Source organism: Bradyrhizobium sp. DOA1 (assembly GCF_001593325.1).
Lineage (GTDB): Bacteria > Pseudomonadota > Alphaproteobacteria > Rhizobiales > Xanthobacteraceae > Bradyrhizobium.
Window position 1 is genome coordinate 5,879,539 of sequence record NZ_JXJM01000001.1, and the last position, 22,366, is coordinate 5,901,904.

Consider the following 22,366-nt stretch of genomic DNA (forward strand, 5'->3'; position numbering starts at 1 on the left):
GCCGGCCGCAGGGTCCGCCAAGCCCGGGCCGTTCGAGAAACTTTTCGATATTTGACGCCGTACTTGAGCCACAATCCCGCGGCGTTCTGATAAGAGACAAGCTTGAATCGCGGGTGATGCCAGTGGGGGCTGCCGGCGACTTTGATGGGGTCAGAGGAAGGCGATCTTGCAGATGACGCGGCCTTCTTCCGACATTCGAGAGACATCGAGAGACCTTTTTCCGTTTAGCTGTTCGTAATTCCGGCCGGCCCTTCGTTGGGGCCTTCTGACCGCGAGCGCCTATGCGGCGTGCCGTTTTCCTGCGATACGCCTCGAAGAGGGCGACCGGGGAAGCGGCTCGAAACCGGGCTTTTGGGTCGTTGAATCGGGGGACTTGGGTTGAACCAGAGGACGTCACGCGGCGCTTACGGGCGTGAGACCGGGATCATCGATCTCGGCCACGAGCCGCCGCTGTCCGTCGATGGTTCTGAGGCCGCCGTCATCGATCGGCGCCGCGTCTCGGTGCAATGGTTCAGCGGGACGATTCTGACCGGACTCTGCGGCGCGGCCCTGATCGGCGGCGCCGTTTTCGCGTCGCTCGACGGCGAGATGACCTTCGCCAGAGTGCCGGAGCGGGTCGAAGGCGCGTTACGCGGTGCCTTCGGCGCTGGCGATCGCGCCGCCACGCTGCACAAGAGCGACCGCCTGCCGCCGCCCAGCGAATCCACGGCTTCGCGCAACATCATGCGCGTCTCCACGGTCGCCCGCGTCGGCAACCGCGACGTGATGCGGGTGCGCCCCTTCGTCCGCATCGCCGGCAATCTGTCGATGACGACGAGCGATCTGTCGGCGAAGATCCCGCCGTTCAACGCGCAGCGCCTGCTCACCGACGTCGGCTCCGATCCAAAGACCGCCTCCGACGATCCCAACAATCCCGAGGCCGTCGAGCCCGACGCCGAAGTCTCCTTCGTCACCAAGGACCTGTCGCCGGTGCTGCCGAAGGCGAAGATTTCCGCCGTGGTGGCGCTCGACGACATCCTGATGCGGGTGCGCGATGCCGCCAATTGGCGCGGCAATGGCGGGGTGCGCTACGCCTCGCTCTCCAATGCCACCGCCGATGTGTCCGGCGCGACCGGCCCCTCCGACATCCGAAGCGCCTACGCTCCCGAATCCTCGTCGTCCGATCCCTATGCCGGCTTCGAGACGCGCGTGGTGCCCGAAAACGTCACGCTGCTGCCCAAGACCAAGGAGCAGATCACCGGCGGTAATCCCAACGGCGAACGCGTCCACATGGTCAAGAAAGGCGACAGCGTCGCCGGCGTGCTGCGCGATCTCGGCGCCACCGCCGAGGAGATCAAGGCGATCACCGTAACGCTCGGCCCCCGCGGCCGCGACGGCGGCCTGAAGGAAGGCGAGAAGCTCCGCATCCTGATGGCGCCTGCGAGCCCCGGCGCGCGCCTGCAGCCCTACCGCGTCGTCGTCGCCAACGACACCATGGTCGAGGCGATCGCGGCGCTGTCCGATCTCGGCAAATACGTCGCGGTCGATGTCTCCAGCATGAACACCGTCGCCGACGCGGCAGCCAACGCCAGCAGCGACGACGATGACGATGATGACGGCTCCGGCGTCCGGCTCTACCAGAGCATCTACGAGACCGCGATGCGCAACAAGGTGCCGATGCCGGTCATCGAGGATATGATCAAGATCTATTCCTACGACGTCGATTTCCAGCGCAAGGTGCAGCCGGGCGACTCGTTCGACGTGTTCTATGCCGGCGAAGACGAAGGCGTGACCGCGACCGAGAAGAACGAGGTGCTGTTCGCCTCGCTCACCGTCGGCGGCGAGACCAAGAAATACTACCGCTACCAGAGCCCCGACGACGGCGTCGTCGACTATTACGACGAGACCGGCAAGAGCGCGAAGAAGTTCCTGGTCAGGAAGCCCGTCAACAACGCCATCATGCGCTCCGGCTTCGGCGGCCGCCGCCACCCGATCCTCGGCTACGTGAAGATGCATACCGGCGTCGACTGGGCCACCTCCTACGGCACGCCGATCTTCGCCTCCGGCAACGGCATGATCGAGAAGGCCGGCCCCGAGGGCGGCTACGGCAAGTACATCCGCATCAAGCATTCCAACGGCTACGAGACCGCCTACGGCCATATGTCGGCCTTCGCCAAGGGCATGGAAGTCGGCAAGAAGGTGCGGCAGGGCCAGGTGATCGGCTTCGTCGGCTCATCGGGCCTGTCGACCGGCCCGCACGTCCACTACGAGATCCTGGTCAACGGCCGCTTCGTCGACCCGATGCGCGTGAAGCTGCCGCGCGGGCGCTCGCTGGAAGGTCCGATGCTGGCAAGCTTCGAGAAGGAGCGCGACCGGCTCGACGGCATGATGAGCGGCCGCGGCGGTGCCATCGCCCGCATGTCGGATGCAACCGGCGGACCGTTGCAGGTCAGCAACCGCTGATAGCGGCCGGCCTGTAGCGGCCGGGCATTTTCAAACAGGATTTCAAACGGGAGACGCTGCGGAGCGCAGGCCGCTTTGCGGCGTCACAACGTCAAGTTTCGTTTGCCAAAGCGGATTGACGGGCGAATACTTTCCAAAAAAAGGAGGTCTCGCCATGAAGAACAGGCTCGCCTGCGCAGCAGTCGTCGCTGCGCTTTTCTCCACCACGAGCGTCTCGGCCGAAACCTGGGAGGTCACCAAGCTGGTCCCGGGCTCGGCATTCCATGGCGTGCACGGGCTCGGCATCGACAAGGCCGGCCGTCTCTTTGCCGGCAGCGTCGCGGGCGCGGCGCTCTACGAAGTCGACATCGCGGGTGGTACCGCCAAGGTTGCAGTCCCCGCCCCGGTCGGAATGGCCGACGACATCGCGTTCGCGCCTGATGGCACCATGGCCTGGACCGGCTTCCTCGCCGGCGATCTCTATGTGCGCAAGGGCGATGGCCCGATCAAGAAGCTCGCCTCCGGGCTTCCCGGCATCAACTCGCTCGCCTTCCGCAAGGACGGCAGGCTCTACGCCACCACCGTCTTCCTCGGCGATGCGCTCTATGAAATCGACATCGAGGGCGTCAAGCCGCCGCGCCAGATCATGGAGAAGATGGGCGGCCTCAACGGCTTCGAATTCGGCCCCGACGACAAGCTCTACGGTCCGCTCTGGTTCAAGGGACAGGTCGCAAAGGTCGACGTCGACAAGGCCGAGCTCACCGTCGTCGCCGACGGCTTCAAGGTGCCGGCCGCGGTGAATTTCGACTCCAAGGGCAACCTCTTCGTGGTCGACACCGCGCTCGGCCAGCTCGTCAGGGTCGATCCCAAATCGGGCACCAAAACCATGATCGCACAATTGAAGCCGTCGCTGGACAATCTCGCGATCGATGGCCAGGACCGCATCTACGTCTCCAACATGGCCGACAACGGCATCCAGGAGATTGATCCCGCGACCGGGCAGGCCAAGCAGATCATCATCGGCAAGCTCGCTCTGCCCGGCGGCATCGGCGTCACCTCGGAGAACGGCAAGGATACGATCCACGTCGCCGACGTCTTCGCCTATCGCACCGTGGACGGGGCGACCGGCGATGTCACCGAGAAGGCGCGCATGCATGCCGCAGGCGTCACTCTCGAATATCCGATGAGTGCGACGGCGCGGGGCAACGACGTGATCCTGTCGAGCTGGTTCACCGGCACCGTGCAGGTGATCGACGGCAAGACCGGCGCAACGCGCGACATGCTGCACGGCTTCAAGGCGCCGCATGACGCGATCATGCTCGCCGACGGCAACATCCTGGTGGCCGAGCTCGGCACCAAGTCCCTGGTCAAGGTCGGCGGTGAGCACGGCAAGGATCGCACCACGCTGATCGGCGGCCTCGAGGGACCTGTGGGTCTCGTTCGCGGCAAGGCTGACGAGGTCTACGTCACCGAGGCTTTTGCAGGCACCGTGTCCCGGATCGATGCCAACGGCGAAAAGACCGTGGTCGCCAAGGAGCTGAAGCTGCCCGAAGGCATCGCGCGCACGGGCGACGGCAAGCTGGTCGTGGCGGAAGTCGGCACCAAGCGGCTGATCGAGATCGCGCCGGACACCGGCAAGATCACCGAGATCGTGGCTAATCTTCCGATCGGCCTCGTGGGCGCACCGGGCGGCCTGCCGACGCATGTTCCGACTGGAGTGGCGGTCGGCGCAAGCGGCGTGATCTACTTCTCGTCGGACGTGGAGAACGCGATCTACAAGGCAGTGAAGAAGTAGCATGCGCCGGAAGGCCGGGGCAGCGGAACCCGCACGCGGACCTGCCGGTTAGAGGTTGACGGAAGCCGACCAGCAGGAGGATCGCTCATGACGCGCCTCTCACGTGACGATGTCGTCAAGTCCGTGGACCGGGCCGACGACGTCACCATTGCCCAGATCATCGGAACCGGCGCGACCGTCGAGGAGCTTGCCGAAGCCCAGGCCTGGCTCGCCAATGACGAGCCGTTGATCAACGATCTCCGGCCGCTGGCGCAGGGACGTGTGCGCGAGCTGGTGGATATCTTGTCGGAGCTCGAAGGGGACGACGAGGAGGAAGGCCCGGCCGATCCGGGCTCCGCGTCTGCTGTCGGTTGACGAACCTACCGGCACGACAAAAACGCCCCGGAGAGATGCGCTCCCCGGGGCGGTTTATCGTCTCAGCGTCAAACGCCCACGCTCAATTCAGCTTCCGCTTCGCCACAGGCGCCTCGAACTGGGCGATCTCCGCGGTTTGCGGTGCCTTGCCGTTGAAGGTCAGCACGTTGCCTTCGGACGAGATCGCGACATTGTCGCCGTCCCTGACGTCGCCGCCGAGGATCATCTCGGCGAGAGGGTCCTGGAGATAGCGCTGGATCACGCGCTTCAGCGGCCTTGCGCCATAGGCAGGGTCCCAGCCCTTGGCGGCGAGCCAGTCGCGTCCGGCGGCATCGAGCGTCAGCACGATCTTGCGATCAGTGAGCAGCTTCTGCAGCCGCGCGAACTGGATCTCGACGATCCGGCCCATCTCACTCCGCTGCAGGCGGTGGAACAGGATGATCTCGTCGACGCGGTTGAGGAATTCGGGGCGGAAGTGCGCCCGCACCATGCCCATCACCTGCTCGCGCACGGCCGAGGTGTCCTCGCCCTCCGGCTGATTCACCAGATACTCCGAACCAAGGTTCGAGGTCATGATGATCAGCGTGTTGCGAAAATCGACGGTGCGGCCCTGGCCATCGGTGAGGCGGCCGTCGTCGAGCACCTGCAACAGGACGTTGAAAACGTCGGGATGCGCCTTCTCGATCTCGTCGAACAGCACCACCTGGTAAGGCCGGCGCCGCACCGCTTCGGTCAGCGCACCGCCCTCGTCATAGCCGACATAGCCGGGAGGCGCGCCGATCAGCCGCGAGACCGAGTGCTTCTCCATGTATTCGGACATGTCGAGGCGGACCATCGCGGTCTCGTCGTTGAACAGGTACTCCGCCAGGGCTTTCGTCAGCTCGGTCTTGCCGACGCCGGTGGGGCCTAAGAACATGAACGAGCCGGTCGGCCGGTTCGGGTCCTGCAAGCCCGCGCGCGAGCGGCGCACGGCGGTCGCGACCGCACGCACGGCCTCGGCCTGGCCGACGACACGCTTGCCGAGCTGCTCCTCCATCTTCAGGAGCTTCTCCTTCTCGCCTTCCAGCATCTTGTCGACGGGCACGCCGGTCCAGCGCGAGACCACCTGCGCGATGTGGTTGGCGGTCACCGCCTCCTCCATCATCTCGCCGGAGTTCTCTTTGGCTTCGATATCCGCGATCTTCTTCTCGAGCTCCGGGATCCGGCCATAGGCGAGCTCGCCGGCCTTTTGGAATTCGCCGCGCCGCTGCGCGTTGGCGAGCTCCACACGAAGACCGTCGAGTTCCGCCTTCAGCTTCTGGGCGTCGGAGAGCTTGTTCTTCTCCGCGCTCCAGCGCGCCGTCAGGGCAGCAGACTTCTCCTCGAGATCGGCAAGGTCCTTCTCCAGGGTCTGGAGCCGGGACTTGGAGCCGACATCGCTTTCCTTCTTGAGCGCCTCCTGCTCGATCTTGAGCCGGATGATCTCGCGATCGAGCGAGTCCAGCTCCTCCGGCTTGGAATCGACCTGCATCTTCAGCCGCGCCGCGGCCTCATCCATGAGGTCGATCGCCTTGTCCGGCAGGAAGCGGTCGGTGATGTAGCGGTTGGACAGGGTCGTCGCCGCCACCAGCGCGGAATCGGTGATCCGCACGCCATGGTGCTGCTCATACTTGTCCTTCAGCCCGCGCAGGATCGAGATGGTGTCCTCGACCGAGGGCTCGCTGACGAAGATCGGCTGGAAGCGCCGCGCCAGCGCGGCGTCCTTCTCGACGTGCTTTTGATACTCGTCGAGCGTGGTCGCGCCGATGCAGTGCAGCTCGCCGCGGGCAAGCGCCGGCTTGAGCAGGTTGGAGGCGTCCATCGCGCCGTCGCCCTTGCCGGCCCCGATCAGCGTGTGCATCTCGTCGATGAACAGGATGAAGGTGCCCTCGCTCCCGGTCACTTCCTGGAGCACGGCCTTCAGCCGCTCCTCGAACTCGCCGCGATATTTCGCGCCGGCGATCAGCGCGCCCAGGTCGAGCGACAGCAGCTTCTTGTCCTTCAGACTCTCGGGCACGTCGCCGTTGACGATGCGCAGCGCGAGGCCTTCCGCGATCGCGGTCTTGCCGACGCCGGGCTCGCCGATCAGCACGGGATTGTTCTTGGTCCGTCGCGAGAGCACTTGAATCGTGCGGCGGATCTCCTCGTCGCGGCCAATGACCGGATCGAGCTTGCCGTCACGCGCCGCCTGGGTCAGGTCGCGGGCATATTTCTTCAGCGCGTCGTAGGCGTTCTCGGCGGTGGCGGAGTCCGCAGTGCGGCCCTTGCGCAGGGCCTCGATCGCCGCGTTGAGGTTTTGCGGAGTGACACCGCCCTTGTTGAGGATGGTGCCAGCCTCGCTGGTCTTCTCCAGCGTCAGGCCGAGCAGCAGCCGCTCGACGGTGACGAAACTGTCGCCGGCCTTCTCGCCGGCCTTTTCGGCCGCGTCGAAAGTGCGGGCGAGCTCGGGCGCCAGATAGATCTGACCGGCGCCGCCGCCCGAGACCTTCGGCACCTTGCCGAGGGCGTCCTCGGTCGCCTTGAGAATTGCACGGGAGTTGCCGCCCGCACGGTCGATCAGACCGGCAGCGAGCCCTTCATTGTCGTCCAGCAGCACTTTCAGGACGTGCAGGGTGGAGAATTGCTGGTGCCCCTCGCGCATCGCAAGCGACTGCGCGGACTGGATGAAGCCCCTGGAGCGTTCGGTGTATTTGTCGATATTCATCTTTTCTGTCCCTCGGCCTGCCCTCAGGGCCCTCTAAGGCACCCCGAACGGCATCTTCATTGGGTTTCCGCCTGACGCGTTGACGTTCCTCAACACAGCAAGCGGTCGTTTATCAGCCGGCGCTGGCGCCGGACTGACCCAGATGTGGGAAGCGTGCCCTCGGATCGGTAGAGGCGAGTTCACAATTTCGTGCGCTGATCCGCCCGCTTGGCGCCGGCCGGTCGAATCCCCTAAGTAGCGGCATGACAGCCAGCCATACCGCCGAGATCACCGGCCTCTACCGCTACCCGATCAAGGGCCTGACGCCCGAGGCGCTGCCTCACGTGACCTTGCGGCGGGGAGAGACCCTGCCCGCCGACCGCCGCTACGCCATCGAGAACGGGCCGAGCGGCTTCGATCCCGAAGCGCCTAGCTGGAAGCCGAAGATCCAGTTTCTGATGCTGGCGCGCAATGAGCGGCTGGCGTCCCTCGACAGCCGGTTCGACGATGCGACGAGCCGCCTGACCATCCGCAAGGACGGCCAGATCGTCGCCACCGGCGATCTCGAGACCGCGGAGGGGCGCGCCGCCATCGAGCGCTATTTCAGCGAGAACTTTCAGCCGGAGCTGAAGGGCCCGCCAAAGGTGCTGTCCGGCCGCAACCACAGCTTCTCCGACGTCGCCCGCAAGGTCGTGTCCATCATCAATCTCGATAGCGTCCGCGCCATCGAGGCCATGCTGGGCGGCGCCGCGGTGCATCCCCTGCGCTTCCGGGCCAATCTCTACGTCAAGGGCTGGCCGGCCTGGTCGGAGCTCGACCTCGTCGACCAGACGCTCGCGATTGGTGAGGTCCGCCTGAAAGTGGTCAAGCGCATCGTCCGCTGCCCGGCCACCAATGTGGACCCTGTCACCGCCAAGCGCGATCTCGAGATACCGCCGACGCTCTCGCGTCATCTCGGCCACATGGATTGCGGTATCTATGCCGAGGTGATCGAAGGTGGCGAGATCGGCGTTGGAGACGCGGTGGCGGTGGAGCAGCCGAAACTGGTGTGAGCTAGCACCGCTGCCGTAGGGTGGGCAAAGCGAAGCGTGCCCACCAATTCGGTTCGCGAACGTTGACGCACCGCCGGTGGGCACGGCGCTTGCGCGCCTTTGCCCACCCTACGGCACCATCCCTTCCTCAATTCGGCATCACATACGCATAGATCCGGCCGCGCGAGACAGGGGCTTCGCGGACGCGATTGCCGCTGTTGCCGGAGATCATGATCGGATTCCCCTTGGCATCGATGCCGGTGATGATGCCGACATGGCCGCCTCGGCCGCCGCGCGACATCACCGCAATGGCGCCGACCTGCGGACCGGAGACACGGGTGCCGTACCGCGCGAAAGAACTCGCCATGTCGGAGCCTGTGCCCTGATGGCCGGTGTGCTGCAGCACCATGTTCATGAAGCGCGCGCACCACAGGCGGCCGCGCCCGGTCGGATTGCCGCCGAGATAGCGCCGCGCCTCGGACACGAGGCCCGATCCACCACCGAAGCTGCCGCTGCTTGCGGCGCTGTTGACCATTCCGTTGTTGGCCATGCCGCCATTTGCGTTCGGATCATAGCTCGCGAAGGTGTTACCGAATCCGTTCGCCTGCAATTGCGCCACGCTCCGCTCGAAGCGCGAGCTGCGGGCATGGTGGCGGTAGTGACGGCTGTGATGATGTCTGGCGTGATGCACGTAACCGTGCCGCTCTGCGCTATGACGATGATGCGGCCGCGCTGAGGCCGGAGAAACGAATACGGCGACCGCCGCGAAGAAGATCGCCAGCGCGATAAAACAACGCGACAGGCGAGACGCAAACAACTCCAACATTCTTCATCCTTCGTTGACACCCCCAATTTCCAGCCACTCGTGCGGTGGCCGACCTCCGTCTGGCCGTTAAGCCGCCCGATGTGGCGAGAAAAAGACGCCACGCGTCGGCGAATGGCTGCGATGATTTTGCGCCGGTGCTGATTTGATGCTGCCGCATTGCGGACAACAGCGTTAACTGCAATCCTCGAAAGGCGGCTTGAAGAGAGGGAAACAGTTAATGCCCCACGCCACGACCAGGGACGACGTCCGCATCTATTTCGAGGAGGCGGGCCAGGGATCGCCGATCATTTTTCTGCACGAGTTCGCGGCCGACTACACCAATTGGGAGCCGCAGATGCGCTACTTCTCGCGCGGCCACCGCTGCATCACTTATTCCGCGCGCGGCTACACGCCATCGGACGTGCCCGACGGCGAGGTCTACACCTACGAACACTTCTATACCGATGCGCTTGCGGTGCTCGATCATCTCAAGATCGAGCGCGCGCATCTCGTCGGACTGTCGATGGGCGCCTACTCATCGCTCCAGATCGGGCTCAACGCGCCGCAGCGCGCGCTGTCGATGACGCTGGCGGGCGTCGGCTCGGGCTCGGAGCTCGAGAATCTCGATGCCTGGCGCCAGCAGTGCCGCGCTAATGCCGAGCAGTTCGAGACGCTGGGCTCCGCCGAGGTTGCCAAGGTCACGCGCGAGGCGCCGAGCCGGATTCCCTTCCTGGTGAAGGACCCGCGCGGCCACGCCGACTTCTACGCCGCCCTTGCGCGTCATGACGCCAACGGTTCGGCGCGCACGATGCGCGGCTTCCAGGGCGGCCGTCCTTCGATCTACACGATGACGGATGCGATCAAGGGCGCTGCGACGCCGGCCCTGATCATCTGCGGCGACGAGGACGATCCGTGCGTCGGACCGAGCCTGTTCCTGAAGAAGCATCTGCCGGCGGCCGGACTCGCGATGTTTCCGAAATCGGGCCACGTGCTCAATCTCGAAGAGCCCGCGCTGTTCAACGCGAGCGTGGAGCGGTTCGTCACGCTGGTCGAGGCCGGACGATGGCCGGCGCGCGATCCGCGGTCGCTGGCGGCGCACTAGAACGAGCGCATTCCGGCACGCGCCGAAGGCGCAGGCCCGGTATCCATACTCACGATCGTGCTTATGGATGCCGGGCTCGATGCTTCGCATCACCCCGGAATGACGGAGAGACTATTTCCCTCCACCCCGGCTCAGCAGAAACACGCCCTGCTCGCCGAACATGTTCCACACCCACCACGGCAGGTTCAGCGGCACCGGACGGCCGTAGAGATCGAGCGCCACCGCGCGCTCCATCTTGACGTTGATCTCGTCGCAGAGCTCGACGAAATCCTTGATGGTGCAGAAATGGATGTTGGCGGTGTCGTACCAGGTCGCCGGCAAATTCTCCGTGCGCGGCATGTGGCCGCCGATCAGGAGCTGGAGCCGCATCTTCCAGAAGCCGAAATTCGGGAACGACACGATGGCGCGGCGGCCGATGCGCAGGAGGTTCTCCAGCACCACACGCGGCTGCCGCGTCGCCTGCAGCGTCTGCGACAGGATCACATAGTCGAACGTATCGTCGGGATAATTGACGAGGTCGGTGTCCGCATCGCCCTGCACCACGGCGAGCCCCTTGGCGACGCAGCGGTTGACGCCCTCGCGCGACAGCTCGATGCCACGGCCGTCGATGCCACGCATCTCCAGCAGCTGGAGCAGATCGCCCTCGCCGCAGCCGACGTCGAGCACTTTCGAGCCCGGCTTGACCATGTCGGCCACCAGACGATGATCGGCGCGATAATCACCGGACTGCCTGGTCGCAACGCCGTCCAGCGGCAACACTTCCTGCACGGACATCTTAGCTACCCTTCAGTCCGCGGGCCTTGCCTGCCGATTGCAGGAAGGCGCGGGAGATGTCGAAGAATTCGGGCACGTCGAGCAGGAAGGCGTCATGGCCGCGATCGGTCTCGATCTCGGCGAACGACACCCGCGCGCTCGACGCGTTCAACGCGTGCACCAGCGCGCGGGATTCCGAGGTCGGAAACAGCCAGTCGCTGGTGAAGGAGACCACGCAGAAGCGCGTCTTGATGCCGGCGAACGCCTTGGCGAGCACCCCGCCATGGTCGGCGGCGATGTCGAAATAGTCCATCGCGCGCGTTAGATAGAGATAGGAGTTGGCATCAAAACGCTCGACGAAGGACGAGCCTTGGTAGCGCAGATAGGACTCGACCTGGAAGTCGGCATCGAAGGAGAAGGTCGGCAGCTCGCGGTCCTGCATACGGCGGCCGAACTTGCGGTGCAGCGCGGCGTCGGAGAGATAGGTGATGTGCGCGGCCATGCGCGCCACCGCGAGGCCGCGATGCGGATGGATGCCGCGGTCGGCATAGCCGCCATTGTGCCAGTCGGGGTCGGCCATCACGGCCTGGCGGCCGAGTTCGTGGAAGGCGATGTTCTGCGCCGAATGCCGCGTGGAGCAGGCAATCGCCAACGCGGAGTAGACGCGGGCAGGATAGGCCGCGGTCCATTGCAGCACCTGCATGCCGCCCATCGAGCCGCCGACGACGGCAAACAGCGTATCGATGCCAAGCCGGTCGATCAGCATCGCCTGCGCGCGTACCATGTCGGGAATGGTGATGACGGGGAAGTCCAGACCCCACACCTTGCCCGTGGCTGGGTTGATCGAGGCCGGCCCGGTCGAACCCATGCAGCCGCCGATCACGTTGGAGCAGATGATGAAGTAGTGCTTGGGATCGATGGGTCGGCCGGGTCCGACCAGTGTCTCCCACCAGCCCGGCTTGCCGGTGACGGGATGGACATTGGCGACATGCTGATCACCGGTCAGCGCATGGCAGATCAGAATGGCATTGGAGCGGTCGGCGTTCAGCTCGCCATAGGTCTGATAGGCGATCTGGAACGGCGAGAGATCGACGCCGCAATCGAGCCGCAACGGCTGATCGGCGCCGAAATGCGCGACCTCCGAGCTCGGATGATCCACTTCATGCGACCGATCATCGGTGCTGATCGCGGGACTCGGAATCGACTTGACGCTGCCCATCTGACCATCGACCTCATGTGCGATCGGACTTCAGACCGCAGTGACATCAGGCCATGAAAAACCCGGCCTGAACGATAGGTTCGGCCGGGATCGAAAGCGTCCCCGGCCTGTTTAGCGAGTTTTTTAACGTGGCTGCAAGCCGGCCGGCTCAAATGACCACGGAACAGGCAAAAATCTACTGGCTTAGGCGGTTTTCGTCAAGTCGCGACCGGGATCGGCCAGATTTGCCTCCAGCCTGCGGGCCGAAAGGGCCTAATTTCCCTTTGCATTTCTCTTTGCTTTCGCCGCGCTGACTGCCTAATCAGGACATCGACCGCGGCGGTGACGGCACTGGCCGATCCGCATTGGAACGCCTTTCAACAACGCTCGTCAGACATGTCCCAACGTCCGCCCGCGCCACCATCGCTTCAGGAATTGCGCAAGGAGATCGATGCGATCGACGAGGGCATGCATCGCCTGCTGATGCAGCGCGGCGACATCATCGACCGCCTGATCCAGGTGAAGCAGACCCAGGAGGTCGGCTCGGCGTTCCGCCCCGCGCGCGAGGCTTCGATGATGCGCGAGATCGTGCAGCGCCATCGCGGCATCCTGCCGCTCGACACGGTCGAGAGCATCTGGCGCGTCATCATCTCGACCTTCACCTATGTCCAGGCGCCGTTCTCCGTGCATGCCGACATCTCGGTGAGCGAGCCGGCGATGCGCGACTCCGCGCGCTTCCATTTCGGCTTCACGGTGCCTTACGTCGCACATTTCAGCGCGCAGGCTGCGGTCGAAGCGGTGGCGAAATCCAAGGGCGATCTGGCGCTGGTCTCGGCGACGTCGAGCCGCACGCCGTGGTGGCTGGAGCTGGAAGCGGACGGCGCGCCGAAAATCATCGCGCGGATGCCTTTCGTCGAGCGCGCCGACCATCCGGCCGCGCTGCCGGTGTTCGCGATCTCGCGCGTCGCCGACAGCGCCCTGGTGACCGAGGTCGAGACCTTCAGCGTGCGCGTGTCGGGCTGGAACGCCGAGGTCGCGCGCGCCCTGTCGCCGCTGGCCGAGATCGTGGCGGTGCCCGACACCGCCTTCGACGGCGCGGCCCTGCTGGTCTCGGTCACGCATGCGACCAGCATCGACAAAATCAGGGCTGCCCTGATCGAGGCGGGGGCCTCGGTGCGCTCCACGGCCCTCGTCGGCAGCCACGCAACGCGCTATACGGTGCCCCCGACCGGGGCGAAATCGTAAGTCGCGAGCCGCCCAGCCTACCCGGAGTTGAAGATGTCCCGCCCCGTGCCGAATCCCGGCATTCTCGATATTGCGCCCTACACGCCCGGCAAGAGCCCGGTCGCCGAGCCGGGCCGCAAGGTGTTCAAGCTCTCGGCCAACGAGACGCCGTTCGGCCCCTCGCCGAAAGCGATCGAGGCGTTCAAGCGCGTCGCCGATCACCTGGAGGACTATCCGGAAGGCACCTCGCGGGTGCTGCGCGAGGCGATCGGCCGCTCCTTCGGGCTCGATCCCAACCGCATCATCTGCGGCGCCGGCTCCGACGAGATACTTAATCTGCTCGCGCACACCTATCTCGGTCAGGGCGACGAGGCGATCTCCACCACCCACGGCTTCCTGGTCTACCCGATTGCGACCATGGCCGTGGGCGCCAAGAACGTCATCGCGCAGGAGAAAAACCTCACCTGCGACGTCGACGCTATCCTTAACGCCGTGACGCCGAAGACAAAGCTGGTCTGGCTCGCCAACCCCAACAATCCGACCGGCACCTATGTGCCGTTCGACGAGGTCAAGCGGCTGCGCGCCGGGCTGCCGTCGCACGTGCTGCTGGTGCTGGACGCCGCCTATTGCGACTATGTCTCGCGCAACGACTACGAAATGGGGATCGAGCTCGTTGCCACCACCGAGAACACCGTGGTGACGCACACCTTCTCCAAGATCCACGGACTTGCCGCACTGCGCATCGGCTGGATGTTCGGGCCCGAGCACATCATCGACGCGGTCAACCGCATCCGCGGCCCCTTCAACGTGTCGACGCCGGCGATGTACGCCGCGGTCGCCGCGATCGAGGACACCGCGCACCAGGCGATGTCGAAGCAGTTCACCGAAACCTGGCGCAACTGGCTGACCGAGGAGATCGGCAAGCTCGACCTGAAGGTGACCCCGAGCGTCGCCAATTTCGTGCTGATCCACTTCCCGACCGAGGGCAAGACCGCGGATGCGGCCGACGCCTACCTGACTAGGCGGGGCTTGGTGCTGCGCGCGCTGAAGAATTACGGCCTGCCGCATGCGCTGCGCATGACCATCGGCACCGAGGAGGCGAACCGCCTCGTTGTCGAGGGCTTGCGCGACTTCATGGCCGGCAAATGAGCACGCAGGCGCATTTCCTGCGCGTGGCGCTGATCGGCTTCGGCCTGATCGGCGGCTCGATCGCGCGCGCCGCGAAGCTCCAGGGCCTGGCGGGCACGATCGTCACCACCGCGCGCTCGGAGAAGACACGCGCGCGCGTCGCCGAGCTCGGCATCGTCGACGAGGTGGTGGCGACCAACGCGGAGGCCGTGAAGGACGCCGATCTCGTCATCCTCTGCATTCCCGTCGGCGCCTGCGGGCCCGTGGCACAGGAGATCGCTGCTCATATCAAGCCGGGGGCGATTGTCTCCGACGTCGGCTCGGTCAAGGGTGCGGTGGTCCGGGACATGGCCCCGCATCTGCCGCAAGGCGTTCATTTCGTGCCGGCGCATCCCGTCGCGGGCACCGAGCATTCGGGGCCGGACTCAGGCTTCGCCGAGCTGTTCATCAACCGATGGTGCATCCTCACCCCGCCTGACGGCACTGACGCAGCGGCGACTGAGCACCTGCGTGCCTTCTGGGCAGCGATGGGCGCCAAGGTCGAGGTGATGACGCCGGATCATCATGATCTCGTGCTCGCCATCACCAGCCATCTGCCGCATCTGATCGCCTACACCATCGTCGGCACCGCCGACGAGCTGGCGCAGGTGACGGAATCCGAGGTGATCAAATTCTCCGCCGGCGGCTTTCGCGACTTCACCCGCATCGCGGCCTCCGATCCGACGATGTGGCGGGACGTCTTCCTCGCCAACAAGGAAGCGGTGCTGGAGATGCTCGGGACCTTCACCGAGGATCTCGCGAAGCTCACGCGTGCGATCCGCCGCGGCGACGGCGAGGCGCTGTTCGACCACTTCACCCGCACCCGCGCCATTCGCCGCGGCATCGTCGAGATCGGCCAGGATTCGGCCGCGCCCGATTTCGGCCGACCGCATGCGGCGCTGAAGAAGCCTTAGACCACGCGTCTCTCCTCGGTCATTGCGAGGAGCGAAGCGACGAAGCAATCCAGCCGTTTCCGTCGGAGAAAGTCTGGATTGCTTCGCTTCGCTCGCAATGACGGCGGATCAATACAGCGGCGGGATCTGCCCGACCTTGACCGGGCCGAGCAGCACGGCACCGTCGACGAATTTCAGCGGGAAGCTCCGCGCCTTCTTGCCTTCCAGCATGCTCTCGGTGCCGATCGAATTGATGCCGGCGGCAACGCCGGCATTGGCATTCTGCTTGATGACCTTGCCGAGGCCGGGAACGGCGCGGTCGAGCGCGCCGAACAGATTGTTGAGGTCCTGCGACTTCACCCCGGGCGCGAGGCGATCGAGCGTGGCTTGCGGCACGCCCTCCTCCAGCATCTTCTCGATGCCGAGTGCCGGGATCACGCGCTCGAGGCCGGTGACCGTCATCTGCAATTCGCCGTCGAGCCGGCCGTTGGGCGAAAGGCCGAGCGTGCCGGCCGCAACCGCGATCATCTCGCCCTGCTGGATGCGTGACTGCACGATCTCGATTTGGCCGCCGGCGGCCTGGATCTCGCGGAAGCGCTGCGGCCAGGGTTTTGGCGTGAGGTCTTTGAGGCCCGTGATCTTCGCGCGCGTGTCCGCCTCGAACGGCTCGGCGAGCAGCGGATGCACACCCTGGATGCTGCCCTGCGCGACGTGGAGCACGGTCTCGATCACCGGGCGATCGGACTTCGATCCGTCCGCGAGGCGGCCGTGCAGCTCGACCTGCTTGGCGCGCGCGAGCGGCACCTGCACGCTGCCGTCGAGACGGTTGAGGCTGGGATCGTCGAACACGAGCGAGGCACGGTCCGGCACCGCCGGCAGGCCGACCACGCTGCTGCGGCCCTTGCTCCAATTCACCACGAAGGTGTTTTGCGTGACGCCGTCGGTCAATGTCGCCGGCGCAGAGAACTCGGCGATGACGAGCTTGGGGTCATAGACCTGGGCGACGACCAGGATGTTGTCGAGCTTCGCCGTGAACGGCGTCTTGCTCGCGTTTTGCGAGACCAGGGCGACGCTGGCGCCCGAGCACTGCACCTCGAAGCGGAACGGGAAGCCCGCGATCGAGCGCTTGGCGCAGTCATAGATGCGGCCTGCCTTGGCCTCCTGCGCCCGCCAGGCGTCTGCGGCGATTTCGGCCTGCGAGGCGGCATAGAACCAGAAGCAGGTCCAGGCCACCGCGAGGACAAGGACGAAAATCGGAGCAATGAATAGGCCCCAACGGGAGCGGCGGCGGCCTGTGGCAACGGTCATATTGGACATGCGGCGACCCTTTGACCCCAGATTCAGGCAAATGTAAGCGAGGCCGGCCTGCGACGAAAGGCGCAGAAAGCGCTTCGCTTGGGGGCCTCATTCTGGTAGCCGTGCCCGAAATGTCGGAAATCACCCTCCCCTCCGTCACCACAGCCAAGGGCGACCTCTGGGTGTTCGGCTACGGCTCGCTGATGTGGCGGCCGGGTTTCGAATTCGAAGAACGTGTCCCGGCGCGGCTGGTCGGCGAGCACCGCGCGCTCTGCGTCTATTCCTTCGTGCACCGCGGCACGCCGGAGAAGCCGGGCCTGGTGCTCGGGCTCGACCGCGGCGGCGCCTGCCGCGGCATCGCCTTTCGCGTCGCCGAGAAGGATCGTGCCGATGTCGTCGCTTATCTGCGGGCGCGCGAGCAGGTCACCTCGGTCTATCGCGAGGTGATGCGCTCGGTGTGGCTGGAGAACGATGCGCGGCAGCGCGTCGCCGCGCTCGCCTATGTCGTCGACCGCGGCCATGTGCAATATGCCGGCCGGCTGTCGCTCGCCGAACAGCACCGCCATGTCCTCCAGGGACATGGCCAGTCCGGCGCCAATCGCGATTACGTGACAGCGACGGTGAAGGCGATCGAGGCCGAAGGCTTTCGCGACACGCAGCTGCACCAGCTCGCAGCGATGTTGCATGGTGATGCGCATTCCCTGCACACACCGGCCTCGACCGACGATCGCGAAAGCCGCTAACCGTCCGCCGGCGCATAGCTCGGCGCCGATCCGATCAGCTGCTCTTGCTCTTTCCGGCCCGCTTCGACGAGACGAGCGGTCGTGTCCTCGATTGCTGTCTGCACGCGCGCGAGGAACTCGTCCTTCGGCAGACCGGCCGGAAGCGGATCGAGGAATTCCACCACCAGGGTACCGGGATAGCGCATGAAGGTGCGGCGCGGCCAGAACAGGCCGGAGTTGAGCGCGACCGGAAGGCATTGCACGCCGCAGGACGAATAGATTTGGGCAAAGCCGGTCTTGTAATCGGGCGGCGCGCCCGGCGCGCGGCGCGTGCCTTCCGGAAAGATCACGAGCTGCTTCCCGCTGCGCACCGCCTCGCGCGCCCGTCGTGTCATGTCGAGCAGCGCCTTCACGCCGGCATTGCGGTCGATCGCGATCATCCCGGTCTTGCCCAGGAATTGACCGAACACCGGAATCTGCATCAGCTGACGCTTGAGGATGAAGATCGGACGATCGAAGAAGCCCGGCAGCACGAACGTCTCCCAGAACGACTGGTGCTTGGCCACGATCAACAAGGGTCCTTGCGGGATCTTCTCGACACCGCGAAACTCCACCTTGATGTTGCAGACGAGGCGCATCAGGACCAGCGTCGCCTTCGCCCACCATTGCGCGACCGTCAGCATCGCGCGCGGCGGCAATGCGAAAGTCGGCAGCGCCACGATCGCGAGGCACACCAGCACGGCGTAGAACAGCACGTTGAACACGAGCGAGCGCAGGAAAATCAGGAACATCGACGATCCGATTGATTTGCCGATTAATTTGCCGACCAGGTTGCCGATCAATTAGCCTGTGCAGTGTTGGGGCGCTTCGGCTGCACGCCTGCAGGCTGCTCCAATATCTCGGGCGAAAGGTCAATCCCGAAATTCTCCAGCCGGACCCTGAGCTCAGCTGCGACGTACTTGACATATTCCGACAACAGCAGCCGCAACGTCGACGGCGAAGTCCACCACGGCTCCTCACGCCATTTCTCGCCGACCACCGCGAACGGGATCAGCGTCGCCTGCGGCATCGCATGGGAGAATTCCACCAGCGCGCGCGGCATGTGATAGTTCGATGTGACCACGATCAGGGATTTGAACCGCCGCCCGTCGGCCCAGCGCCGCGCCTCCGCGGCATTGCCGCGGGTCGAGAGCGCGGTGCGGTCGAGGTCGACGCAACAAGTCATGAAGGACTGGTTCTCCGGCAGGGTCCGGGAGATGTCGCTCGCGGTCGAGGTCGGATGCACCCCCGAGATCAGAAGCCTGCGACCGTAACCGGCAGCGAGCAGCTCCATTGCGTCAGAAACCCGCGAGGAACCGCCGGTGAGCACCACGATGCCGTCCGCCCTGCGGTCCGGCACCAACTCCGCGCCGCGCAATTGCGACAGGAACGCGATGAAGCCCGCCGCCGCGCCGACGAAGGCAAGCGCGATCGTCGACACGATTGTCGCACGCAGCCAGCCGCGCGGCAGTTTCGGTGATCGATCGTCGGTCGGCGAGGTCATGCGATGTCGGTGATCCCTTCCCTGCGGTGATTTTAAGAGGTTTTGAGGCGAAGTGGAGTCTGGTTTAACGGAGTTAATCGACGTCATTCAACGTCGCGAACAGCGTCTGGCGGGAGGCCACCGCGGTGATGGCGCCGATCAGCACCGCCTGCGCGGCGAGCACGATGTAGCCGGATGGCCGGAGCGAGAAGGTGCCGAGCAGCGCTGCGAACTGGTCGCCCACGGGGGTGCCGGAAAACCAGCCTGCGATCGACTCCGAGAAGCCGAACAGCAGCATGGCCGCGCCGCCGCCGATCACGCCGCCCTCGAGGCCCAGGCGAAGGAAGTGGCGCAGGAAATGGTTGGCGATGTAACGGTCACCGGCGCCGACGAAATGCAGGACCTCGACGATCGGGCGGTTCGCCGCCATGGCGCCACGGGTCGCAAACGAGACCGAGATGATGGTGGCGATGATGACCAGCGCGAGAATGCCGAGCCCGGCGAGGACGGTGGCGTTGGTCATTGAGCGCATGCGCTCGATCCAGGCACGATGATCGTCGACGCTCGCGCTCGGCGCCACCTGGGTGACGCGCGCGCGCAGGACGCCGAGATCGAGCAGCGTGCCCGGCTGCACGCGGGCGATGATCATGCGCGGCACCGGCAGATCGTCCATCGACAGTCCGGTGCCGAGCCAGGGCTCGAGCAGCTTGCCGCTCTCGTCCTTGGTGAACGGCTTGACCTCGACGATGCCGGCTTGCGTGCGCATGGCTTCCGTCACCGCTGCGGTGTCGCGCTCGAGATCGCGCCCCGCCTGCGGACGGATCTGGATGGTGATCTCGCTCGCGACGTCCGACTGCCATTCCGCGGCGGAGGCGCTGACCAACAGCACCGTGCCTGTGGTCATCGACGCCAGGAAGGTCATGATGGCGACGACGGCGACCAGCGCGCGGCCGTGAATCGAGGCGCGCGGCACGATCGGCGACATGTTGCGGGCCTTGGCCGGAAGCTGCGGACGCTCCTGCCCGAGATCAACCAGCACGCCGCGCTCGTCGGTCCTACTCATAGACGTGCAGCCGTCCCTGATGCAGTACGAGGCGCAGCGCTTCGTACTGGTCCATCAGCCCGATGTCGTGGGTTGCGATGATGACGGCCGTGCCCGATTTGTTGAGCTCGATGAAGAGCCGCAGCAGGCGGCGGCCGAGCGTCGGATCGACGCTGCCGGTCGGCTCGTCCGCGAGCAGCAGCTGCGGGCGCGAGATCACGGCGCGCGCGATCGCCGCGCGCTGCTTCTCGCCGCCGGACAGGATCGGCGGCAACGCGTCCATGCGGTCGCCGAGGCCGACCCAGCGCAAGAGATCGATGACCTCCTTGCGATAGCTCGACTCGCTGCGGCCCATGACGCGGAACGGCAGCGCGACGTTCTCATAGGTCGTCATGTGGTCGAGCAGCCGGAAATCCTGGAGCACGATGCCGATGCGCTTGCGCAGATCGGCGATCTCGTCCTTGCCGAGTCGTGAGATGTCGTGTCCGAACAGGTTGACGAGGCCCCGCGTCGGCCGATGCGACAAGAACAACAGGCGCAGCAGCGACGTCTTGCCGGCGCCGGAGGGGCCGGTCAAAAACTGAAAGGAATGCGCCGGAATCTGAAAACTGAGGTCGCGCAGAATCTCCGGCCCCAGACCGTAACGCAATCCGACATTTTCGAACCGAACCAAGCTCAGCTCCGTTCGAGAGGGGGCGCGGGCTGCACAGCTGTGCCCCGCCGTAGACGATTGACGTTTTTTGCGACCGTTATGGTTTCCGGTTCGTTAACGCTCGCCCGGTACCATAAGGGCCGCCCGGTCCTCCGCGACCGCGGCATCGTCAAGTCCGGTCCAAGTTCCCGTCCAAGTCCTCGCTCATGCATCAAGGCTCGTCCATGCATATCGTCTGCCCCCATTGTACGACATCCTACGCGATCAAGCTTGCGAGCCTGGGGGCGAACGGCCGGACGGTACGCTGCTCCCGTTGCAAGGAGACCTGGGTCGCCCATGCCGAGGACGCGATCGAGGAGGCCTCGATCCCGGCCATGGCCGCAGCCAGCCAGGCCGAGGAGGACCAGTCCGACCTCGCCGAGCAGTGGAACTCCTATGCCAAGGACGACGGCACCGCCGACACCCCGGTCGTCGACAGCCCCTCGATCGCCAGCGACTGGCCAGCCGAGGAGACCAAGGATATCGAGGACGAGTGGTCCGCGGCGGCCCGGGCCGCCGAGGAGGAGATCGCCGGCGCGCAGCACCAGTCCTGGTTTAGCAGCCTGTTCCGCCGCCGCGGCGCGCGGGTCAGCCGGCCGGTCGCCCCCGCCCCGCAGCGAAAATCCCATTTCGGCCTCCCGACCGCCTGCGCTGCCATGGGCGCGCTGGTCCTCGCGCTCGTGATCTGGCGCGGCGACATGGTGCGGTTGCTGCCGCAGACGGCGGCGTTCTACAAGATGGTCGGGCTGGAGGTGAATCTGAGAGGGCTGGCCTTCAAGGACGTCAAGCTGTCCAGCGAGACCGTAGACGGTAAGCAGGTGCTGGTGATCGAGGGCGTGATCGTCGGCGAAGGCAAGAAAGCGCTCGACATCCCCCGCCTGCGCTTCGCCGTGCGCGACGCCCAGGGCGCCGAGATCTACGCCTGGAACACGGTGCTGGAGCAGACCGTGCTACGACCCGGCGAGCGCGCCTTCTTCCGCTCGCGCCTGGCCTCACCACCCCCGGAGGGCCGCAACATCGACGTTCGCTTCTTCAACCGGCGCGACATCGCCGGCGGCAGCGTATAATCAGCCTCGAAAGGTCCGCGCGGGAGCCGGTCGCAAGGTTCGTCTCATGCCGAAGATCCTGATTGCCGATGACGAGGATTCGATGCGCACGCTGGTGGCGCGCGCGATCGCCATGGACGGCCACGAGACCGTCACCGCGCAGGACGGCGCCGAGGCACTCGAGATCCTGACCCGCGAGGACGGCGCATTCGATCTCCTGCTCACCGACATCCAGATGCCCGTGATGGACGGCATCGCGCTGGCCCTCTCCGCCGCGCGCGACTTCCCCGACTTGACCATCCTGCTGATGACCGGCTTTGCCGATCAGCGCGAGCGCGCCTCCAACCTCAACGCACTGGTGCATGACGTCGTGACCAAGCCTTTCTCGGTCGCCGACATCCGCACTGCCGTTGCGGATGCTCTGGCGGCGAAGAAGGGGTGACACGAAGCTGCCGCCCGACACTTTGCTGTCATGCCCCGGCTTGACCGGGGCATCCAGTACGCCGTGACGGATGCGGTGAGAGCGAGCTCTTCAATGCAGGCCTCTGGGATACTGGATCGCCCGGCCAAGCCGGACGATGACAATGAGCCAAAGGTGAGTCC

The 22,366-nt window shown here is 65.4% G+C and carries 20 protein-coding genes and 1 riboswitch; of the genes, 11 read left to right on the plus strand and 9 right to left on the minus strand.

What is annotated here, in order from left to right; genetic code table 11:
* Positions 1-378 precede the first annotated feature (378 nt).
* From SE91_RS27065 to SE91_RS27075, 3 genes are all read left to right on the plus strand, one after another.
* Positions 379-2,442, plus strand: coding sequence for a M23 family metallopeptidase (locus tag SE91_RS27065; protein WP_061849810.1), 2,064 nt, complete (start codon positions 379-381; stop codon positions 2,440-2,442).
* Positions 2,443-2,596: 154 nt separating this feature from the next.
* Entirely contained in the window at positions 2,597-4,216 is a 1,620-nt protein-coding gene (locus SE91_RS27070) for an NHL repeat-containing protein (RefSeq protein ID WP_061849811.1), read from the plus strand.
* A gap of 87 nt (positions 4,217-4,303) precedes the next feature.
* Positions 4,304-4,570 (plus strand): hypothetical protein, encoded by a 267-nt coding sequence (locus SE91_RS27075; protein WP_061849812.1) that lies wholly within the window; start codon positions 4,304-4,306, stop codon positions 4,568-4,570.
* 82 nt (positions 4,571-4,652) lie between these two features.
* Here the strand turns inward: SE91_RS27075 and clpB are convergent, their stop codons facing one another.
* Positions 4,653-7,292 (minus strand): ATP-dependent chaperone ClpB, encoded by a 2,640-nt coding sequence (clpB, locus tag SE91_RS27080; RefSeq protein ID WP_061849813.1) that lies wholly within the window; start codon positions 7,290-7,292, stop codon positions 4,653-4,655.
* Positions 7,293-7,534: 242 nt separating this feature from the next.
* On the opposite strand from clpB, the gene SE91_RS27085 reads away from it, so the two are divergent.
* Positions 7,535-8,323, plus strand: coding sequence for an MOSC domain-containing protein (locus SE91_RS27085; protein WP_061849814.1), 789 nt, complete (start codon positions 7,535-7,537; stop codon positions 8,321-8,323).
* 127 nt (positions 8,324-8,450) lie between these two features.
* On the opposite strand, the gene SE91_RS27090 is transcribed toward SE91_RS27085, so the two are convergent.
* The gene (locus tag SE91_RS27090; protein WP_061849815.1) at positions 8,451-9,128 is read right to left on the minus strand and encodes a TIGR02594 family protein; all 678 of its coding nucleotides are present in this window, start codon (positions 9,126-9,128) and stop codon (positions 8,451-8,453) included.
* 217 nt (positions 9,129-9,345) lie between these two features.
* Here SE91_RS27090 and SE91_RS27095 point away from each other — a divergent pair, with 217 nt between their 5' ends.
* Positions 9,346-10,209: an alpha/beta fold hydrolase gene (locus tag SE91_RS27095; RefSeq protein ID WP_060734757.1), complete on the plus strand. Its 864-nt coding sequence runs from the start codon at positions 9,346-9,348 to the stop codon at positions 10,207-10,209.
* Between the two features lie 111 nt (positions 10,210-10,320).
* Here SE91_RS27095 and metW read toward each other — a convergent pair whose 3' ends face one another.
* Positions 10,321-10,983, minus strand: coding sequence for a methionine biosynthesis protein MetW (gene metW, locus SE91_RS27100; protein WP_061849816.1), 663 nt, complete (start codon positions 10,981-10,983; stop codon positions 10,321-10,323).
* 1 nt (position 10,984) lies between these two features.
* Positions 10,985-12,181 (minus strand): homoserine O-acetyltransferase MetX, encoded by a 1,197-nt coding sequence (gene metX, locus SE91_RS27105; RefSeq protein ID WP_061849817.1) that lies wholly within the window; start codon positions 12,179-12,181, stop codon positions 10,985-10,987.
* A 90-nt stretch (positions 12,182-12,271) separates the two neighbouring features.
* Positions 12,272-12,351: riboswitch (SAM riboswitch) on the minus strand.
* Between the two features lie 205 nt (positions 12,352-12,556).
* Here metX and SE91_RS27110 point away from each other — a divergent pair.
* Genes SE91_RS27110 through SE91_RS27120 form a run of 3 tightly spaced genes read left to right on the plus strand, consistent with a single transcriptional unit; the run spans position 12,557 to position 15,465 of the window.
* Positions 12,557-13,405, plus strand: a complete 849-nt coding sequence (locus tag SE91_RS27110) for a chorismate mutase (RefSeq protein WP_060734755.1) — start codon at positions 12,557-12,559, stop codon at positions 13,403-13,405.
* A 33-nt stretch (positions 13,406-13,438) separates the two neighbouring features.
* Positions 13,439-14,533 (plus strand): histidinol-phosphate transaminase, encoded by a 1,095-nt coding sequence (hisC, locus tag SE91_RS27115; RefSeq protein WP_061851350.1) that lies wholly within the window; start codon positions 13,439-13,441, stop codon positions 14,531-14,533.
* The gene (locus tag SE91_RS27120; RefSeq protein WP_061849818.1) at positions 14,530-15,465 is read left to right on the plus strand and encodes a prephenate/arogenate dehydrogenase family protein; all 936 of its coding nucleotides are present in this window, start codon (positions 14,530-14,532) and stop codon (positions 15,463-15,465) included. Before hisC ends, SE91_RS27120 begins: the two co-directional genes overlap by 4 nt.
* A 108-nt stretch (positions 15,466-15,573) precedes the next feature.
* On the opposite strand, the gene SE91_RS27125 is transcribed toward SE91_RS27120, so the two are convergent.
* Positions 15,574-16,761 (minus strand): DUF2125 domain-containing protein, encoded by a 1,188-nt coding sequence (locus tag SE91_RS27125; protein ID WP_061849819.1) that lies wholly within the window; start codon positions 16,759-16,761, stop codon positions 15,574-15,576.
* 110 nt (positions 16,762-16,871) lie between these two features.
* Here SE91_RS27125 and SE91_RS27130 point away from each other — a divergent pair, with 110 nt between their 5' ends.
* Positions 16,872-17,483, plus strand: a complete 612-nt coding sequence (locus SE91_RS27130; protein ID WP_061849820.1) for a gamma-glutamylcyclotransferase — start codon at positions 16,872-16,874, stop codon at positions 17,481-17,483.
* Here SE91_RS27130 and SE91_RS27135 read toward each other — a convergent pair.
* From SE91_RS27135 to ftsE, 4 genes are all read right to left on the minus strand, one after another.
* The gene (locus tag SE91_RS27135) at positions 17,480-18,253 is read right to left on the minus strand and encodes a lysophospholipid acyltransferase family protein (RefSeq protein WP_061851351.1); all 774 of its coding nucleotides are present in this window, start codon (positions 18,251-18,253) and stop codon (positions 17,480-17,482) included. The genes SE91_RS27130 and SE91_RS27135 overlap by 4 nt on opposite strands.
* A 47-nt stretch (positions 18,254-18,300) precedes the next feature.
* Positions 18,301-19,005, minus strand: a complete 705-nt coding sequence (locus SE91_RS27140; RefSeq protein ID WP_008543387.1) for a YdcF family protein — start codon at positions 19,003-19,005, stop codon at positions 18,301-18,303.
* Positions 19,006-19,078: 73 nt separating this feature from the next.
* Positions 19,079-20,047: a cell division protein FtsX gene (locus tag SE91_RS27145; RefSeq protein WP_060734752.1), complete on the minus strand. Its 969-nt coding sequence runs from the start codon at positions 20,045-20,047 to the stop codon at positions 19,079-19,081.
* Complete coding sequence (gene ftsE, locus SE91_RS27150) at positions 20,040-20,699, minus strand: cell division ATP-binding protein FtsE (RefSeq protein ID WP_061849821.1); 660 nt, start codon at positions 20,697-20,699, stop codon at positions 20,040-20,042. The genes SE91_RS27145 and ftsE overlap by 8 nt, the downstream gene beginning before the upstream one ends.
* Positions 20,700-20,902: 203 nt before the next feature.
* Here ftsE and SE91_RS27155 point away from each other — a divergent pair, with 203 nt between their 5' ends.
* Together SE91_RS27155 and SE91_RS27160 are read left to right on the plus strand one after the other, a co-directional pair.
* Positions 20,903-21,784 (plus strand): MJ0042-type zinc finger domain-containing protein, encoded by an 882-nt coding sequence (locus SE91_RS27155; RefSeq protein ID WP_061851352.1) that lies wholly within the window; start codon positions 20,903-20,905, stop codon positions 21,782-21,784.
* Positions 21,785-21,830: 46 nt separating this feature from the next.
* Positions 21,831-22,205 carry a response regulator gene (locus SE91_RS27160; RefSeq protein WP_025033579.1) on the plus strand — a complete coding sequence of 125 codons (375 nt, stop codon included), beginning with the start codon at positions 21,831-21,833 and terminating at the stop codon, positions 22,203-22,205.
* Positions 22,206-22,366 lie beyond the last annotated feature (161 nt).